The 16868-nt window shown below is 68.1% G+C and carries 19 protein-coding genes; 6 read left to right on the top strand and 13 right to left on the bottom strand.

The window, feature by feature from the left end; translation table 11 throughout:
- Positions 1–214 precede the first annotated feature (214 nt).
- Positions 215–1114, bottom strand: coding sequence for an EamA family transporter RarD (gene rarD, locus DID99_RS06130; protein WP_124666319.1), 900 nt, complete (start codon positions 1112–1114; stop codon positions 215–217).
- 19 nt (positions 1115–1133) lie between these two features.
- Positions 1134–1430 (bottom strand): acylphosphatase, encoded by a 297-nt coding sequence (locus DID99_RS06125; RefSeq protein WP_124486044.1) that lies wholly within the window; start codon positions 1428–1430, stop codon positions 1134–1136.
- Between the two features lie 256 nt (positions 1431–1686).
- Between DID99_RS06125 and hpnA the strand changes: the two genes are divergently transcribed.
- Positions 1687–2694: a hopanoid-associated sugar epimerase gene (gene hpnA / locus DID99_RS06120; protein ID WP_044844982.1), complete on the top strand. Its 1008-nt coding sequence runs from the start codon at positions 1687–1689 to the stop codon at positions 2692–2694.
- Between the two features lie 108 nt (positions 2695–2802).
- Positions 2803–4218 (top strand): phage tail protein, encoded by a 1416-nt coding sequence (locus DID99_RS06115; RefSeq protein WP_124486043.1) that lies wholly within the window; start codon positions 2803–2805, stop codon positions 4216–4218.
- 124 nt (positions 4219–4342) lie between these two features.
- Here DID99_RS06115 and DID99_RS06110 read toward each other — a convergent pair whose 3' ends face one another.
- The gene (locus DID99_RS06110) at positions 4343–5530 is read right to left on the bottom strand and encodes a glycosyltransferase (RefSeq protein ID WP_044845035.1); all 1188 of its coding nucleotides are present in this window, start codon (positions 5528–5530) and stop codon (positions 4343–4345) included.
- Between the two features lie 416 nt (positions 5531–5946).
- Between DID99_RS06110 and ispH the strand changes: the two genes are divergently transcribed.
- Positions 5947–6888 carry a 4-hydroxy-3-methylbut-2-enyl diphosphate reductase gene (gene ispH, locus DID99_RS06100; RefSeq protein ID WP_044844980.1) on the top strand — a complete coding sequence of 314 codons (942 nt, stop codon included), beginning with the start codon at positions 5947–5949 and terminating at the stop codon, positions 6886–6888.
- Between the two features lie 12 nt (positions 6889–6900).
- A complete protein-coding gene (hpnH, locus tag DID99_RS06095; RefSeq protein WP_124529146.1) occupies positions 6901–8061 on the top strand; it encodes an adenosyl-hopene transferase HpnH in 1161 nt (386 codons plus the stop codon).
- 167 nt (positions 8062–8228) lie between these two features.
- Here the strand turns inward: hpnH and DID99_RS06090 are convergent, their stop codons facing one another.
- From DID99_RS06090 to DID99_RS06070, 5 genes are all read right to left on the bottom strand, one after another.
- A complete protein-coding gene (locus tag DID99_RS06090; protein ID WP_124486042.1) occupies positions 8229–8489 on the bottom strand; it encodes a hypothetical protein in 261 nt (86 codons plus the stop codon).
- A 180-nt stretch (positions 8490–8669) separates the two neighbouring features.
- Positions 8670–9149, bottom strand: coding sequence for a hypothetical protein (locus DID99_RS06085; RefSeq protein ID WP_124666318.1), 480 nt, complete (start codon positions 9147–9149; stop codon positions 8670–8672).
- Positions 9146–9358 (bottom strand): hypothetical protein, encoded by a 213-nt coding sequence (locus DID99_RS06080; RefSeq protein WP_124666317.1) that lies wholly within the window; start codon positions 9356–9358, stop codon positions 9146–9148. Before DID99_RS06080 ends, DID99_RS06085 begins: the two co-directional genes overlap by 4 nt.
- A gap of 14 nt (positions 9359–9372) precedes the next feature.
- Entirely contained in the window at positions 9373–9750 is a 378-nt protein-coding gene (locus DID99_RS06075; protein WP_124666395.1) for a DUF4148 domain-containing protein, read from the bottom strand.
- A gap of 176 nt (positions 9751–9926) precedes the next feature.
- Positions 9927–10214: a hypothetical protein gene (locus DID99_RS06070; protein WP_124486038.1), complete on the bottom strand. Its 288-nt coding sequence runs from the start codon at positions 10212–10214 to the stop codon at positions 9927–9929.
- Positions 10215–10244: 30 nt separating this feature from the next.
- Between DID99_RS06070 and DID99_RS06065 the strand changes: the two genes are divergently transcribed.
- The gene (locus tag DID99_RS06065) at positions 10245–10598 is read left to right on the top strand and encodes a DOPA 4,5-dioxygenase family protein (RefSeq protein WP_044844975.1); all 354 of its coding nucleotides are present in this window, start codon (positions 10245–10247) and stop codon (positions 10596–10598) included.
- A 129-nt stretch (positions 10599–10727) separates the two neighbouring features.
- Positions 10728–11159 (top strand): nuclear transport factor 2 family protein, encoded by a 432-nt coding sequence (locus DID99_RS06060; protein ID WP_124666316.1) that lies wholly within the window; start codon positions 10728–10730, stop codon positions 11157–11159.
- 93 nt (positions 11160–11252) lie between these two features.
- Here DID99_RS06060 and trhA read toward each other — a convergent pair whose 3' ends face one another.
- The 5 genes from trhA to DID99_RS06030 all read right to left on the bottom strand — a co-directional run bounded on the left by trhA (position 11253) and on the right by DID99_RS06030 (position 16624).
- Complete coding sequence (gene trhA / locus DID99_RS06055; protein WP_044844973.1) at positions 11253–11873, bottom strand: PAQR family membrane homeostasis protein TrhA; 621 nt, start codon at positions 11871–11873, stop codon at positions 11253–11255.
- Positions 11874–12101: 228 nt separating this feature from the next.
- Positions 12102–12308, bottom strand: a complete 207-nt coding sequence (locus DID99_RS06050) for a YbdD/YjiX family protein (RefSeq protein WP_006766647.1) — start codon at positions 12306–12308, stop codon at positions 12102–12104.
- 12 nt (positions 12309–12320) lie between these two features.
- A complete protein-coding gene (locus DID99_RS06045) occupies positions 12321–14399 on the bottom strand; it encodes a carbon starvation CstA family protein (RefSeq protein WP_124520108.1) in 2079 nt (692 codons plus the stop codon).
- A gap of 290 nt (positions 14400–14689) precedes the next feature.
- Positions 14690–15118 (bottom strand): PRC-barrel domain-containing protein, encoded by a 429-nt coding sequence (locus DID99_RS06040; RefSeq protein WP_124520109.1) that lies wholly within the window; start codon positions 15116–15118, stop codon positions 14690–14692.
- Between the two features lie 375 nt (positions 15119–15493).
- On the bottom strand, positions 15494–16624 hold the full coding sequence (locus DID99_RS06030) for a 3-deoxy-7-phosphoheptulonate synthase (RefSeq protein ID WP_014900794.1): 1131 nt from the start codon (positions 16622–16624) through the stop codon (positions 15494–15496).
- Between the last annotated feature and the right edge of the window lie 244 nt (positions 16625–16868).

Here is a 16868-nt window from a genome sequence, read left to right as displayed (position 1 = left end):
GGTCGGGGGATACCCTAAGTAACAAAGTGCAACGGAATCTTCTGTTCGATTACAGGCGTGACATCGGCGATGCAACGCTGGCGAGGCCGCCAGCCAGACGTCAGCTGCACATCAGCGCGATGCCGGTTCGACGCCGGAATCGTGGGACGCGACGCAAGCAATGCGCGCTGCGCGGCACGTTCGTTGCCGCCGTCGCGCGGCCGGGCGGCGATGCTCAGCCGCGCGCGGGCAAGCGCCGCATGAGCATCGCGCTGTGCCACGCGGTCAATGCGACGGCCGCCCAGATCGGCCCGTACGTCGCGAGCTGCGCGACGCTCAGCGTCTCGCCGAGCAGCAGCAGCGACACCGCGACGAGCAGCACCGGTTCGACGTAGCCGAGGATCCCGAACAGCGCCATCGGCAGCATCCGGCTCGCCTTCAGGTAGCTCGCGAGCGCGAGCGTGCTGAGCACGCCGAGCCCCGGCAGCAGCACGGCCCACAGCCGCGGATGGCTGGCGACCGGCGTCGCGCTCGCCGACACCATCGCGAACGCGACCGGACACAGCAGCACGATCTCGAGCGCGAACGCGGCCAGCGAATCGGCATTGATCCGGCGGCGCAGCACGAAATACGGCGGATAGCCGAGCGCGACGACGAGCGTCGGCCACGCGAACGCGCGCGTCGCCCATACCTCGTGCGCGACGCCGAGCGCCGCGCATGCGACCGCCGCCCATTGCAGCGGATCGAGCCGTTCGTGATAGTAGAAGCGGCCGACGAGCACCATCGTCAGCGGCAGCAGGAAATAGCCGAGCGACACTTCGAGCATGCGTCCGTGCAGCGGCGCCCACAGGAACAGCCACAGCTGCAGGCCGAGCAACGCCGCGCTCGCGGGCAGCGCGACCAGCAGGCGCCGGTCGCGCACGCCGCGCCGCACGAGTTCGACGAGCGCCGGCCAGCGGCCGCGCAGCGCGATCAGTGCGAGCGCGCCCGGCGCGGTCCACAGGATGCGCCACGCGAAGATGTCGAGCCCCGTGAGCGGCGCGAGCAGTTTCGCGTAGGCGGACATCAGCGCGAACAGCGTCGACGCCATCACCGACAGCGCGATGCCGCGCCCGGCCTCCGGATACCCCGTCATGTTGTTTTAGCCTTGCGCGTTACTGCTGCTGGAAGCGCTCGAAGCGCTTTTCGACGTGGCGCTCCTCGAACGTCACCTCGGTCACGCGCGCGGACGGCGGCCCGTGGCGCAGCCACGCGAGCATCCGGTCGATCTGCGCGCCCGGGCCCTGGATCATCGCCTCGACGCTGCCGTCCTCGAGATTCGCGACCCAGCCGCGCAGCTTCAGCGCATGCGCCTCGCGCACCGTCGCGTGACGGAAACCGACGCCCTGCACGACGCCGCGCACCCGCACGTAGTAGGTCTCGATCCGTTCGTCCAGTTCATTGCGGCTCATCGCGTCGCCCTCCCGTCGTGCAATCCATTCAAGCCCGGCATTGTAGTCGCGTCGGCCGCTTCGCACACGGGCCCGGCGGGCCGGCTCGGCGCCGTCGCCAGTGCAGCCGCCCGCGCGAGCACGCAACTGCGGGTTTGCTGCCCGGCGATGCGTGCGTGCCGGAGGACGGCGCTCGCGTCGCCGGGCGCGCCGACCACGTACAATCTCGCCGACGCACAACCGCCGCGCCGCCCGCGCGCGGCCCTGAAGGAAACGCATGACTGATACTTCCCGCGATCTCGTTCTCGTCACCGGCGCGTCCGGTTTCGTCGGCTCGGCCGTCGCACGCATCGCGCAGCAAAAAGGCTATGCGGTGCGCGTGCTGGTGCGCCCGACCAGCCCGCGCACGAACGTCGCGGATCTCGACGCCGAGATCGTCACCGGCGACATGCGCGACGAGACGTCGATGCGCGCCGCGCTGCGCGGCGTGCGCTACCTGCTGCACGTGGCGGCCGACTACCGGCTGTGGGCGCCGGACCCGCACGAGATCGAGCGCGCGAACCTCGAAGGCGCGGTCGCGACGATGCGCGCGGCGCGCGCCGAAGGCGTCGAACGGATCGTCTACACGAGCAGCGTCGCGACGCTGAAGGTCACAAGCGCCGGCGATCCGTCCGACGAGAACCGGCCGCTCACCGCCGAGCAGGCGATCGGCGTGTACAAGCGCAGCAAGGTGCTGGCCGAGCGCGCGGTCGAGCGGATGATCGCCGACGAAGGGCTGCCGGCCGTGATCGTCAACCCGTCGACGCCGATCGGCCCGCGCGACGTGAAGCCGACGCCGACCGGCCGCATCATCGTCGAGGCCGCGCTCGGCAAGATTCCCGCGTTCGTCGATACCGGCCTGAACCTGGTGCACGTCGACGACGTCGCGCACGGCCACTTCCTCGCGCTCGAGCGCGGCCGGATCGGCGAGCGCTACATCCTCGGCGGCGAGAACCTGCCGCTGCAGCAGATGCTGGCCGACATCGCGCAGATGACGGGCCGCAAGGCGCCGACGATCGCGCTGCCGCGCTGGCCGCTCTACCCGCTCGCCGTCGGTGCGGAGGCCGTCGCGAAGTTCACGAAGAAAGAGCCGTTCGTGACCGTCGACGGGCTGCGGATGTCGAAGAACAAGATGTATTTCACGTCCGCGAAGGCCGAGCGCGAGCTCGGCTACCGCGCGCGTCCGTACCGCGAAGGACTGCGTGACGCGCTCGACTGGTTCGGCTCGGCGGGCTACCTGAAGTAACACAAAGCGGCGTATTTCACGCCGCTTTGCGCACTTTGTTACACGTCGCTGACGGACCGGCACCGGCGCAGCGGTTAAAATCGCGGGTCTTACGCAGAGAAGACACGCATGAACCTGAACGAACAGATCGATTCGCTCAACGCGGGCGTCGATCAGCTCCTCCACGATCACCACGCCGCGCAGCAGGCGGCACGCAGCGCGGAAGCGTTCGCGCGCGCCGCCGCGGCGGAAGCCCAGGCCGCCGCCGCACGTCACGCCGCCGCGGAAGCCGAAGCACAGGCCGCCGCGCAGCGCCACACGGCCGCGGCCGCCGACGCCGATGCCGCGCAGCAGCGCCACGCCGACGCCACCGCCGCGGCCGAAGCCGCCGCCCAACGCCACACCGAAGCCGCTGCGCAGGCCGAGGCCGCCGTCCAGCGGCACGCCGAAGCGACCGCGCTGACCGAGGCGCTCGCGCAGCGCCACGCGGATGCCGAAGCCGCGTCGCAGCGTCATGCGGCCGCGATCGCCGAAGCCGAGGCCGCCGCGCAGCGTCATCACGCCGCCGCGACCGAAGCGGACGCGGCCGCGCAGCGTCATGCGGCGGCCGCCGCGGAAGCCGAAGCCGCCGCGAAGCGCCATGCGGAGGCGACCGCCGCAGCCGAGGCCGCGACGCAGCGCCACGCGGCCGCGATCGCCGAGGCCGAGGCACTCGCGCAGCGTCACACGCAGGCGATCGCCGAAGCGGAAGCGGCTGCGCAACGCCATGTCGAGGCAACCGCCGAAGCCGAAGCGATCACGCAGCGTCACGCCGAAGCGATCGCGCAAGCCGACGCGGCCGCGCAACGCCATGCGGAGGCGACTGCCGAGGCCGAGGCCGTCGCGCAGCGCCATACCGAAGCGATCGCGCAGGCCGAAGCGGCCGCCGAGCGTCACGCGAAGGCGATCGCCGACGCGGAAGCGCTGGTCGAAGCCGTCGTGAAGGACGCCGCGACGAACGCGGCAGCTTTGGCCACCGAGCCGGCCGTCGCGGCTGACGTGGTCGAACCGGCCATCGGGTCCGCCGTTGAGCCGATGACGAACGCCACCGCGCCGGCTGCCGCCGATGAAGTCGCCGCTGCGGCGGCCGACGCGATCACCGACGTCGTCGCGACCACCGCCGCCGACACCGCGATCGAAGTCGCGCCCGCGGCCGAAGCAGCCGCCGACGCCCCCGCGGACAAGGCGACGCTGCACGTCGCGCGCCCGTCGCAGAACGAACTGACGCTGACCGTCAACGGCCAGTCGATCACGTTGCACCCGGAACAGCTGGGCCAGCTGATCGAGGAACTCGCGCATGCGCGCGCGTCGATGCAGCCGGAACCGCCGCCGGGCATCCCGGCCGGCTGGCGCTTCGTGACGACGAAGAACCCGATGATGGCCGTGCAGAAGCAGTCGAACGGCGATCGTCTGCTGGTCGCGCGCCACACCGGCTACGGCTGGGTGCCGTTCACGTTCTCGCCGGACGTCGTGATCCAGATGTACATGATGCTGACGCAGCGGTAAGCACGCGCGCAGCGGCGACCGGACGTCGGCCGGAAAGCAAACAGCCCGAATCGGCTCACGTCGATTCGGGCTGTCTGTTTTCAGCAATCCGGTGGTCCTGACGGCCGGCATCCGCCGGCCCGCTTCAGCGCTCCACCGGCGCCTGCACCCGCGCCTTCCACTGACCACCCTTGCCGCGCCAGTAGCGCCACGCGGACGCGAACGTCGCGCCGACGTAGAACAGCGCGACGAGCGGCAGCGCGGGCGCCCACAGCGGCGAGCGCCGGTAATAGCGCAGCATCGGCGCATACGCGGTGCACATCGACGCCCATGCCAGCCACGCCGGCCAGGCCCGCGCGCCGTATGCGAGCGCGGCCACAGGCGGCACGAGATAGATGATCGTCATCCCGAGCAGCGTGCCGGCGAGCAGCAGCGGCGAATAATGGAGCTGCGTGAACGCGGTGCGCGCGATCATGTTCCAGATGTCGCGCCAGCTGTCGTACGGACGCAGCGACACGCTGCGCTCGGCAAGGTCGAGCCGGATCGGATGCCGGCCGCTGCCGCGATGCTTGATCTGCGCGGCGAGGCTGCAGTCGTCGATCAGCGCGCCGCGGATCGATTCGATGCCGCCGGCCTCTTCCAGCGCGCTGCGCTTGACCAGCATGCAGCCGCCCGCGGCGCCGGCCGTCCGGTTGCGCGGATTGTTGATCCACGAGAACGGATAGAGCTTCGCGAAGAAGAACACGAACGCCGGGATCAGCGCCTTTTCCCAGAACGAATCGCAGCGCAGCCGCACCATCAGCGACACGAGATCGCGCTGTTCGGCCTGCGCGCGCGTGACGAGCTGGGCCACCGCGTCGGGCGGATGGCCGATGTCGGCATCCGTCAGCAGCAGATAGTCGGCCGGCAGCCCGAGCGTGCGCACCGCGGCGATGCCCTGCGACTGCGCCCACACCTTGCCCGACCAGCCGGCCGGCAGCGGCTTCGCGGCGAGCACGGTCAGGCGGTCGGCGCGGTTGATCGCGAGCGCGGCCGCGCGGGCTGCGGCGGCGGTGCCGTCGTCGCTGTGGTCGTCGACAATGATCAGATGAAAGTCGCCCGGATAATCCTGCTCGAGCAGCGACGTCGCCGCTTGCGCGATCACGTCGACCTCGTTGCGCGCCGGCACGACCGCGACGACGGCCGGCCAGCCGGCCTCGGCCGCGGCGCCACGCGCTTCCGGCGGCAGGGCCCGCGCGGGCCGCGCGCGCCAGAAGCCGCCGCGCGCGACCAGCAGCACGATCCAGATCAGCAGCGACAGGCCGGACACCAGGAAGGTAATCGCCAGCATCATCGGCACGCCTCCTGCCGGACGCCGGCGCCAGCAGCCCCGGATCGTTCGATCTCAATCAGGGTCGGAGTGAAAACACCCTTGACCGCACCGGCGGCAGGGCAATACGCGTAAGAATCGACGGTCATCGAATGGCCTTGAAATGAGCGCGACGCCGGGCAGCCGGACGGGCTGCCCGCGAAACCGCGCAGTTTACCGGGTTCCGCGCGCGCGAGCGCCGACGCGGCGCTGCGGCGGATGCAACACGGCCGATACAGCACCAGAGCAAGGACGGCCCGATAGGGTTAAAATGCGCGATTAATTCGGGGTTCCGGGGCCTGGCCTGGCCGGTTCGTTCCTGCCTTCATAACATCAAGCCGGGGCGAGCGAGCGGTGCCAGCTCTTCGAACCCGGCGTCTGTCGTCGGAGTTCGCTCACTTATGCGAGTCATCCTTGCCCAGCCCCGCGGCTTTTGTGCGGGGGTTGTCCGCGCGATCGAGATCGTCGATCGCGCGCTGCAACAGCACGGCGCGCCCGTCTATGTGCGTCATGAGATCGTGCATAACCGGCACGTCGTCGAAAACCTGCGTAATAAAGGGGCTCGATTCGTCGAGGAGCTCGACGAGGTGCCGCACGGCGCCGTGGCGATCTTCAGCGCGCACGGGGTCGCCCAGACGGTCGAACGCGACGCGGAAACGCGCGGGCTCGACGTGCTGGACGCCACCTGCCCGCTCGTCACGAAAGTGCACGTGCAGGGCCGCCAGTACGTCGCGGCGGGCCGCCGGCTGATCCTGATCGGCCATGCGGGCCATCCGGAAGTCGAGGGCACGATCGGCCAGATCCCGGCCGAGGTGATCCTCGTGCAGAGCGAGGCCGAAGTCGATACGCTGACGCTGCCGGTCGACACACCGGTCGCGTACGTCACGCAGACGACGCTGTCGGTCGACGACACGCGCGGCATCATCGAAGCGCTGCAGCGCCGGTTTACCGACATCGTCGGCCCGGACACGCGCGACATCTGCTACGCGACGCAAAACCGCCAGGCCGCCGTGCGCGAGCTGAGCGGCCAGGTCGACGTGCTGCTGGTCGTCGGTGCGACGAACAGCTCGAACTCGAACCGCCTGCGCGAGATCGGCACCGAAAGCGGTGTACCGAGCTATCTCGTCGCCGACGGCTCGGAAGTGAAGGCCGAATGGTTCGCGGGCGTGCAGACGGTCGGCCTGACCGCCGGCGCGTCGGCACCCGAGGAAATGGTCGAGGATGTAATTGGCGCGCTGCGCGCGCTGGGGCCCGTCGATGTCACGACGATGGCGGGCCGTGAGGAAAAAGTCGAATTCAAGTTGCCGGCGAAGCTTACGCAAGCTGTCGCCCGCGAAGTTTAAGGAGGACATCTCTTGTCTATTCCGCTGCTCCAGCAAGTCCGCGTCGGCGCATACATCATGCGCCAACACCTGTCCGGCAACAAACGCTATCCGCTCGCGCTGATGCTCGAGCCGCTGTTCCGCTGCAACCTCGCCTGTAACGGCTGCGGCAAGATCGATTATCCGGACCCGATCCTGAACCAGCGCCTGTCCGTCGAGGAATGCCTGGAAGCCGTCGACGAGTGCGGCGCGCCCATCGTGTCGATCGCCGGCGGCGAGCCGCTGCTCCACAAGGAGATGCCGGAGATCGTCAAGGGCATCATGAAGCGCAAGAAGTTCGTGTACCTGTGCACGAACGCGCTCCTGATGGAAAAGAAGATGGACGACTACGAGCCGAATCCGTACTTCGTCTGGTCGGTCCACCTCGACGGCGACAAGGAAATGCACGACCATTCCGTGTCGCAGGACGGCGTGTACGACAAGGCGGTCGCGGCCATCAAGGAAGCGAAGCGCCGCGGCTTCCGCGTGAACATCAACTGCACGCTGTTCAACGATGCGATCCCCGAGCGCGTCGCGAAGTTCTTCGATACGCTGGGGCCGATCGGCGTCGACGGCATCACCGTGTCGCCGGGCTATGCGTACGAGCGCGCGCCGGATCAGCAGCACTTCCTGAACCGCGACAAGACGAAGAACCTGTTCCGCGAAATCCTGAAGCGCGGCGAAGGCGGCAAGCGCTGGTCGTTCAGCCAGTCGTCGCTGTTCCTCGACTTCCTGGCCGGCAACCAGACGTACAAGTGCACGCCGTGGGGCAACCCGGCGCGTACCGTGTTCGGCTGGCAGAAGCCGTGCTATCTGGTCGGCGAAGGTTACGTGAAGACCTTCAAGGAACTGATGGAAGACACGAACTGGGACAACTACGGCGTCGGCAACTACGAGAAGTGCGCGGACTGCATGGTCCACTGCGGCTTCGAAGCCACCGCCGTGATGGACACGATCGCGCATCCGCTGAAGGCGTTCGCCGTGAGCCGGAAGGGCATCAAGACCGAAGGCGCGTTCGCGCCGGACATCTCGATCGCGAAGCAGCGTCCGGCCGAGTACGTGTTCTCGCGCCACGTCGAGATCAAGCTCGAGGAAATCCAGCGCGCCGGCAAGGGCAAGCTGCAGAAGCCGGCCAAGCCGGCAACGGCGGCTTAAGCGCGTGTCGCCATGCGGAGGTTCGCGCCTCCGCATCGGCCGGCATCGAAGAAGCGCCACGGAGTTCGCTCCGTGGCGCTTTTGTTTTGTCGGGCTTGGGTTGTGTCGGCGTTCGTGCGGGGAGCGGCGCGCATCCGCGCACGCATGAGCGGGCGAACGCCGCTCGCCTAGTGTCTCGACTCCGCGGCCGCGATCAATTGCCATGCCGTCGGGCCGGGGTCGAGCAGCGGGTCGGACGGCGGATCGAGATCGTGCCGATGCTCGTCGTCGGACGGCAGCGTCTGCCGCTTCGCAATGCCGATCTCGTCGCCGCATACGGTGCATCGATAGATGCCCGCGATCGTCACTTCGCTGCCCGGCGGCAGGTTCTCGCTGAATGCGCGGCCGCTTCCGCACGTGAAGTAGCCGCCGATCCTGTATAGCGCCATCGCTCCTCCTGATCGAAACGGATGCGTTCACGCCGACACGTACGATCATCGCCCACGCGACGATGGATCGTCATCGACCGAACCCGTCCGGTTCCCGTCATGACATTAGACGGCGAGCGTCGGCGTCGGGGAATGGGACAGGTATGAAACATCGCGCGGCGCCGGTCGCGTCGACGATGCTCAATGCAGAACGGCCGGTTCCCGCATCTTCGCCGCGGCTTGCGCGACGAGGGCCGGCTGGTCGGCCGACGCGAACGCACTGACGTGACGCCACAGCTCGGCGAGCCGGTGCCGCGTGAGCGTCGCGACGCATGCGTCGTTCGCGGCGAGGATGCGCTCGAGCACCGCGCATTCGTCGTCGTGCAGCGTCCATGCGCCGCTTTCCGCCGCGCGCGCGACGCTCGCGTCCAGCACGCGCTCCGCATCGACGCACAGGTCGATGCTCGCGTCCGCCGATACCGCGTCGTCGAGCGCGAGGAACACCAGGTAGACGCTCGTGCGCAACCGCATCAGCAACGTTTCGCTGCCGTGCTCGCCACGCAGCGCGACGAGCGCCATGTGGCATTTCAGCGAGATGTCGCGCACATGCGCGGGCGGCAACGGCAGCAGCCATTCGCGCGTCAGCGGCGGATGGCGACGGCTTTTCCGGACGGCCTTCATGATCCGCTCTCGCTGGCGGCAACGTCGTCCGCGTCGAAGCGCGGCAACCCGGTGCGGCACGCGACTGCGCCGGGGCGCGCGGCGCGATGGCCGTTCGCGCGGCGCCGCGCAGCGTACGGATCGTCACGCCGCCGCGTCGCGCACGCGCGCGGCAGCCGGCGGATCGTCGACGTGCGCCACGCGTCGGCGAGTCGGTTCGCGCATGCCATGCTCGTCTCCCGCATCAGAACGTGTTCTCGCCTTTCAGGTAGTACGCGGTCTTCACGAAGAACGCCTTTACCGGATGGCCGCTCTGCGCGGCGCTGGCCGCCCGCGCTTCCATCGCGGCCTTCTCGTCGCGCGAGCGGTCGGGCACCGGGTTCCGTACGCGTTCGAGCGCACGCTGCATCGCGAGCGGATAGTTCTGGTTGCCGGCCGTCGTCGCGCGATAGCCGGCGCGCGTCATCTGCATCAGTTGCGCGTCGGTTTCGGCACGCGCCGCGGACCAGGTCAACGGCGCGACGTTCGACTGCCGCTCGGTGTCGACGGACTGCGCGAAGCTCGCGGCGGGCAGCGCGACAAGCGCGCCGGACAGCACTGCAAGGGAAACAACGGATCGCATCATGGCCTCCAGATGGTTGCGTCCGCATCGATCTTCGATGTCGATGCGGTGAAACCATCGTATGTCGCGCGGCCGCGCGCTTGAATAGCCGATTCCGCAATTGATATTTTCGGCACTGACGGCCGGCGCGTGGCGCGCGCGACTCGCCAATGCCGCCCGAGTGGAATTTCTTTATTTCATTCAACGACCTGATCGCGTTTTTGCAGACGATTCGATGCGGTGCGCGAATCGCTTTTGCCATTTTCGAAATGACGTATTGCCGAAGCGATTTCGCTCGGAGCCCGCGCCGGCCGGGCTTGCGGCACGATGCCGCGCATGCCGGCCCGCGCGGGAAATACCTCAACGAACCCGCCGGTTTCTTTGACGCGCAACCATTCTTCACGCCGATTTATCGCTTCGCGACAAGACGTGTCCGACAAGGACGCGCGATAATTGCCCATCGCGCCGCAAGTGACGGCGCTCATGCCTTCCCTATTCCTCTCACGAGTCCCGTCATGGCTGATATCGATTCCACCGCGATCAACAGTTGGCACGCACACGTCTACTTCGACGCCGCCAGCCGCGACGCGGCCTGGGCGTTTCGCCTCGTCGTCGAAGAACGGTTCGGCGCGATCATCGAGCTCGGCCGCTTTCACGAACGCCTCGTGGGCCCTCATCCGGCCTGGTCGTACCAGATCGCATTCGACGCCACGCGGTTCGACACCATCGTGCCGTGGCTCGTGCTGAATCACGGCGCGCTCGACATCTTCCTGCATCCGAATACCAACGACGAACTGCGCGACCATCGCGACAGCGCGGTGTGGATCGGCAAGTCGCATGAACTGAATCTCGGCGCGCTGGGGGGCTGACACGAACGGCGGAACGCGGTTGCGGTTGCGCTCGGCGCACGCAACATCCACGTTTCGGCCTGCGGTGAAACGTCCGGCAGCGTTGAATCAATACAGTGGTGCCGTTATCCACGCTTGCCGGAACCCGCCATGACCCACGCCGACACCGATGGGCACCGCATCCATCGAGACTGGCACGCCGCCGTCGTCGCACGCGACCTCGATGCGCTGATGTCGCTGTACGCGGACGACGCGATCCTCGAAACGCCGCTGATCGTCGCCACGCTGCCCGATCACGGCTCGGGCGTGCTGCACGGCAAGCCCGCGATCGGCGCGTTCTTCGCGGCAGGGCTGCGCAATCCGGGCAACCGGCTCGGACGCTGGTACCGCACGGGCCGGTTCTTTTCGAACGGCAAGCAACTCACGTGGGAATATCCGCGCGAAACGCCGGACGGCGATCAGGTCGATCTCGTCGAGGTGATGGATCTGCGCGACGGGCTGATCGCGCATCATCGCGTCTACTGGGGATGGGTCGGGTTCAACACGCTGCGCAACGTCGCGCCACCGGCCGGTCGCACCTGACGCCGACGACCGCGAAGAATGAGCGGTGCGCCTGCTCCGGCTGACACGGCCGCAGCCGCATGCGGCTGCGCCTTCGCCGGCGTCCCGCGTCGCTCACGCGACATACATCGCGACACTGACGAACTGGCACAGGCTGCCGGCCAGCACGAAAAGGTGCCAGATACCGTGCCCGTGGCGGATGCGTTCGTCGTTGATGAAGAAGTAGATCCCGGCGCTGTAGATGACGCCGCCGGCCACGAGCCATGCGGTACCCACCGGCGGCAACGCATGGATCAGCGGGCGGATCGCGACGAGCGCGAGCCAGCCCATCAGCACGTACAGGATCATCGACACGATGCGCGTGCGCCGTCCGAGCGTGAGCTCCTGCACGATCCCGAACGCGGCGAGCCCCCAGCTCACGCCGAACAGCGACCAGCCCCACGGGCCGCGCAGCGTGACGAGCGTGAACGGCGTGTAGCTGCCCGCGATCAGCAGATAGATCGCCGAATGGTCACACTTCTGCAGGATCGCCTTGAGCCGCGGGTTGCGCACGCTGTGATACGCGGTCGAGATCCCGTACAACAGGATCAGCATCGCGCCGTACACGCTGAAGCTCACGATCTTGTAAGGATCGCGGTCGAGCGCACCCATCGTCACCAGCGCGACCAGCCCTGCCACCGACAACACCGCGCCGACGAGATGGGAAATGCTGTTGAAACGCTCACCGACATGCACGACGGGTTCTCCTGCGCGGATTCATCGGAAAAAAGTAGAGCCCTATGATACCGGCGGCCGGATCAAGCCGCGCTGAAGCGGGCCAACCGCCGCAACCACGACAGGCAGCAAACATGCCCGCCCCGGCCCGCCAAATAAAAAGCGCCGCGAATGCCTTCGCGGCGCTTCCTGGTCCGTCACCGGACTGCCCTTGGTGGTGCCCTTACCGGCCGGCTTCGCCGGCCCGCTTCAGCAACACTTCCCTGCCCCCGACCCGTACCGCGCATTCTGACGCTCGCGGAAGAATTCCTCATACGTCATCGGCTCGCGGTCCGGATGGGTGTCGCGCATGTGCGCGACGTAGGTGTCGTAGTCGGGCAGGCCGACCATCAGCCGCAACGCCTGCCCGAGGTAACGCCCCGCGCTGCGCAGGTCGCTGCCCAGATCGCTGAACATCGCGGCCTCCCTTTAACGTCCGCTGCCGAGCGCCTGCGCGGCCGGCATCGCTTCGTACGGCGTCTCGCGCACGGTCGGCTTCGACTCGCGGCGCGCGCGCAGCACGGCGAGCAGCCCGTACCCCGCGATCGCCACGACGACGAAGATGAACAGGCCGGCCAGCGCCGCATCGATGTAGTCATTGAAGATGATCCGCTGCATCTGCGCGATCGACTTCGCCGGCGCGAGCACCTTGCCTTCGTCCACCGCGGCCTGCAGCTTCGCCGCGTGCGCGAGGAAGCTGACCTTCGGGTTCGCATCGAAGATCTTCTGCCAGCCGGCCGTCAGCGTGCAGATCAACAGCCATGCGGTCGGCACGATCGTCACCCACGCGTAGCGCTCGCGCTTCATCTTGAACAGCACGACGGTGCCGAGCACCAGCGCGATCGCGGCGAGCATCTGGTTCGAGATGCCGAACAGCGGCCACAGCGTGTTGATGCCGCCGAGCGGATCGACCACGCCCTGGTACAGGAAGTAGCCCCACGCGGCCACGCACAGCGCGGTGGCGACCAGGTTCGCGGGCAGCGACTCGGTGCGCTTGAGCGCCGGGTGGAACGTGCCGAGCAGGTCCTGCAGCATGAAGCGGCCCGCGCGCGTGCCGGCGTCGACCGCCGTCAGGATGAACAGCGCCTCGAACAGGATCGCGAAGTGATACCAGAACGCCATCATCGCTTCGCCGCCGATCACCTGGTGCAGGATGTGCGCCATGCCGACGGCCAGCGTCGGCGCGCCGCCCGCACGCGCGATGATCGTCGTTTCGCCGACGGCCTTGGCGGTCTGCGTCAGCATGTCGGGCGTCAGCACGAAACCCCATTGCGTGACCGTGTTCGCGACGGCTTCCGGCGTCGAGCCGAGCACGGCGGCCGGCGCGTTCATCGCGAAGTAGATGCCCGGCTCGATCACGCACGCGGCGACCAGCGCCATGATCGCGACGAACGATTCCATCAGCATCGCGCCGTAACCGATGAAGCGCGCGTTGGTTTCGTTGTCGATCAGCTTCGGCGTCGTGCCCGACGAGATCAGCGCATGGAAGCCCGACACCGCGCCGCACGCGATCGTGATGAACAGGAACGGGAACAGGTTGCCCGACCACACCGGGCCCGTGCCGTCGACGAACTTCGTCAACGCGGGCATCTTCAGTTCCGGCGCGACGACCAGGATGCCGATCGCGAGGCCGAGGATCGTGCCGATCTTCAGGAACGTCGACAGGTAGTCGCGCGGCGCGAGCAGCAGCCACACCGGCAGCACCGATGCGACGAAACCGTAGCCGATCAGGATCCACGTGAGCTGCGTGCCGCTGAACGTGAACCATGCGGCGAGCGCCGGCGAATCGTGCACGGTCTGGCCAAACGCGATCGACGCCATCAGCAGCACGAAGCCGATGATCGACACTTCGCCGATGCGGCCCGGACGGATGTAGCGCGTGTAGACGCCCATGAACAGCGCGATCGGAATCGTCGCGGCGACGGTGAACGTGCCCCACGGGGAATTCGTCAGCGCCTTCACGACGATCAGCGCGAGCACCGCGAGGATGATCACCATGATCAGGAACGCGCCGAACAGCGCGATCACGCCGGGCACCGTGCCGAGCTCCATCTTGACGAGGTCGCCGAGCGAGCGGCCGTCGCGGCGCGTCGAGATGAACAGCACGATGAAGTCCTGCACCGCGCCGGCGAACACGACGCCGGCCAGGATCCACAGCATGCCGGGCGTGTAGCCCATCTGCGCGGCGAGCACGGGGCCGACGAGCGGCCCGGCGCCGGCGATCGCGGCGAAGTGATGGCCGAACAGCACGTACTTGTTGGTCGGTACGTAGTCGAGGCCGTCGTTGTGCCGGACGGCCGGCGTCATCCGCAGCCCGTCGAGCTGCATGACCTTGCTGGCGATGAAACGGCTGTAGAAGCGATATGCGATCAGATATACGCAGACTGCGGCGATCACGATCCACAGCGCGCTGACGCGTTCGCCGTGCGCGAGTGCGATCGTCCCGAACGCGAATGCGCCGAGCAGCGCGACGGCGATCCATAGCAGGGTACTGGAAGCCCGATTCATGGCGTCTCCTGGTCTCCAATGTGGTTTTGAGTGGATCCGGCCAGGCGCCGAACCCGCGTGACGTCGATGCGTCGTGCCGCGTCTCGTGGATGCCGCGGCGATGGGCCGTAGTATTCCGCGCGACAGGGGCAGCTTACAAGCGCACAACTACGTATGCGGGGCTACGTAGAATTACGTAGACCGAGCGTGGGCGCGCGACGCGCCCGAGATGGATCGACGCGCGACGCGACGTGGCGCGGCCCGGCGCGCGGCCGGCCGGGCATGGCAGGTCGCGCGCCGGGCCGCGTGGATCAGTGCTTGTCGTCGGCCTTCTTCGGCTTCGGCGGCGACGGCACCTTCGCGTACTGGAATGCCGGCGTGGCCTTCAGCGCGTCCTTCGTCGCGCCCGGCAGGTAGATGTTGCCGTTGCGCACGTCGAGCGACGCGATCGGCACCGCGACGTCATGTGCGGCCACGCCGAGGAAGCCGCCGGCCGACACGATCGCCGCCGACACCGAGCCGTCCGGCGCGACGATCAGGTCGCGCACCGTGCCGACTTTCTGGTTCGCGTCGTTGTACACGGCCTTGCCGAGCACGCTCTTCTTCACGCTCCAGCCTTCGAGCAGCGCCTGCGATTGCTCGACGGTCACGCTGAGCGGCTGCGCGCCGGCGATCTGCGCGTGCGCGCTGACGCTCGATGCGAGGACGGTTGCCGCGATGAGGGTCTTGTAGAACTTCATGTATTGCACTCCGGTTCGGTTGTTGTTGATTCCGGGAGCGAAGCGACGCGGGCGCAACGGCTGATCGGTGAGCGCCCCGCGCTTCGTCGGTCGCGTGGCGGCCAGCCGCGCTGCCACTGCGTGTGTGCATGACGGACCGGCGTGGCCGGACCGCAGCGTGCAACACGGCTTCATGGTAGCGGCATTCGCCGGATCGTGCGTTCGGAGTGCGACGTGACAGGCGGGGCGACACGGATGAAGATCAATGTCCGTGCGGACAGGACGTGCGCGCCGCGGCATGTCGATCGGGAGAACGTCGGAGACGGGCATCCGGTCGTCACCGGCGCACGGACCGTGCAGCGGACGTCCCCGGCCCCGCCACGCAGTCACACCGCCTCACGCGTTGCGCGAATACACCCTGCGATGCCGCACCGCCTCCGCCAGCACGTCGAGCACCGGCTCCGTCTGCGTCCAGCTCAGGCACGCATCGGTGATCGACACGCCGTACTGCAGCGGCACGCCCGGCTTCAGATCCTGGCGCCCGGCCTCGAGATGGCTCTCGACCATCACGCCGACGATCCGGTGCTCGCCCTGCGACAGCTGCCGCGCGAGATCCTGCGCGACCTCGATCTGCCGCTCGTGCGACTTGTTGGAATTCGCGTGCGAGCAATCGACCATCACCTGCTCGCGCAACCCGCTCTTGCGCAGCACCGCGCAGCTCGCCTCGACGTGCTCGGCGTCGTAGTTCGGCCCGTTCTTGCCGCCGCGCAGGATCACGTGCGCGTCGTCGTTGCCGCGCGTCTCGAAGATCGCGGCCATCCCCATCTTCGTCATCCCCATGAACGCATGGCTCGCGCGCGCGGCGACGATCGCGTCCGACGCGACCTGCACGCCGCCGTCGGTGCCGTTCTTGAAACCGATCGGACAGCTCAGCCCCGATGCCAGCTGACGATGGCTCTGGCTCTCGGTCGTGCGCGCACCGATCGCGCCCCACGCGATCAGGTCCGCGATGTACTGCGGGCTCAGCAGGTCGAGGAATTCGGTCGACGCAGGCAGGCCGAGCGCGTTGATGTCGAGCAGCAGTTGCCGCGCCGCGCGCAGCCCTTCGTTGATGCGGAAGCTGCCGTCGAGGCGCGGATCGTTGATGTAGCCCTTCCAGCCGACCGTCGTGCGCGGCTTCTCGAAGTACACGCGCATCGTGATCAGCAGGTCGTCCTTCAGCGCATCGGCGGCGGCCTTCAGGCGGCGGGCGTACTCGAGCGCCTGGTCGTGATCGTGGATCGAGCACGGGCCGACGACGAGCAGCAGCCGGTCGTCGCGGCCGTGCAGGATGTCGCCGATCGCGCGGCGCGTGTCCTCGACGAGCGTCTGCGTGGCGGCCGGCACCGGCAGTTCATCCTGCAGCAGCGCCGGCGAGATCAGCGGACGCACGGCGCCGATGCGGACGTCGTCGATACGCGTGGTGTCCTGCGTCGCGTCGGCACTGCCTACCTCGCGATCATGGGAAGGATTGTCGAGGTTCTGCATGGTGATTCTCCGGGGGACGTCTGGAATAAGGTGCAGGCTCGATTATGGCACTCGCGCAAGGCGGCAGCGAGGCGCGGCGGGGGCATGCGATCGGCGTCAAGAGGCCGGGCGAAAGAACGGCGATCCGCAACGGATCGCCCGGGCATTCGGCGCGTTGCGCCGATGCCGCGCGTTTCGGGCGCGCGCCTGCCGACGTTTCCGGGCCTGTCGACAGGGCTTCATGGAACGGGCTTCATGCAAGCGC

Source organism: Burkholderia sp. Bp8986 (assembly GCF_003854225.1).
Lineage (GTDB): Bacteria > Pseudomonadota > Gammaproteobacteria > Burkholderiales > Burkholderiaceae > Burkholderia.
The sequence above is the reverse complement of the archived record's forward strand: the minus strand, read 5'-3'. Positions and strand labels throughout refer to the sequence as shown.

Coding starts and splice junctions, on each gene's coding strand:
- DID99_RS06065 (WP_044844975.1), top strand. CDS start 10,245: ATGGCTGATATCGATTCCACCGCGATCAACAGTTGGCACGCACACGTC.
- DID99_RS06070 (WP_124486038.1), bottom strand. CDS start 10,214: ATGAGCGCCGTCACTTGCGGCGCGATGGGCAATTATCGCGCGTCCTTG.
- DID99_RS06060 (WP_124666316.1), top strand. CDS start 10,728: ATGACCCACGCCGACACCGATGGGCACCGCATCCATCGAGACTGGCAC.
- DID99_RS06040 (WP_124520109.1), bottom strand. CDS start 15,118: ATGAAGTTCTACAAGACCCTCATCGCGGCAACCGTCCTCGCATCGAGC.
- hpnA (WP_044844982.1), top strand. CDS start 1,687: ATGACTGATACTTCCCGCGATCTCGTTCTCGTCACCGGCGCGTCCGGT.
- rarD (WP_124666319.1), bottom strand. CDS start 1,114: ATGACGGGGTATCCGGAGGCCGGGCGCGGCATCGCGCTGTCGGTGATG.
- ispH (WP_044844980.1), top strand. CDS start 5,947: ATGCGAGTCATCCTTGCCCAGCCCCGCGGCTTTTGTGCGGGGGTTGTC.
- DID99_RS06030 (WP_014900794.1), bottom strand. CDS start 16,624: ATGCAGAACCTCGACAATCCTTCCCATGATCGCGAGGTAGGCAGTGCC.
- DID99_RS06045 (WP_124520108.1), bottom strand. CDS start 14,399: ATGAATCGGGCTTCCAGTACCCTGCTATGGATCGCCGTCGCGCTGCTC.
- DID99_RS06110 (WP_044845035.1), bottom strand. CDS start 5,530: ATGATGCTGGCGATTACCTTCCTGGTGTCCGGCCTGTCGCTGCTGATC.
- DID99_RS06075 (WP_124666395.1), bottom strand. CDS start 9,750: ATGCGATCCGTTGTTTCCCTTGCAGTGCTGTCCGGCGCGCTTGTCGCG.
- DID99_RS06050 (WP_006766647.1), bottom strand. CDS start 12,308: ATGTTCAGCGATCTGGGCAGCGACCTGCGCAGCGCGGGGCGTTACCTC.
- DID99_RS06080 (WP_124666317.1), bottom strand. CDS start 9,358: ATGGCATGCGCGAACCGACTCGCCGACGCGTGGCGCACGTCGACGATC.
- DID99_RS06115 (WP_124486043.1), top strand. CDS start 2,803: ATGAACCTGAACGAACAGATCGATTCGCTCAACGCGGGCGTCGATCAG.
- DID99_RS06125 (WP_124486044.1), bottom strand. CDS start 1,430: ATGAGCCGCAATGAACTGGACGAACGGATCGAGACCTACTACGTGCGG.
- DID99_RS06090 (WP_124486042.1), bottom strand. CDS start 8,489: ATGGCGCTATACAGGATCGGCGGCTACTTCACGTGCGGAAGCGGCCGC.
- DID99_RS06085 (WP_124666318.1), bottom strand. CDS start 9,149: ATGAAGGCCGTCCGGAAAAGCCGTCGCCATCCGCCGCTGACGCGCGAA.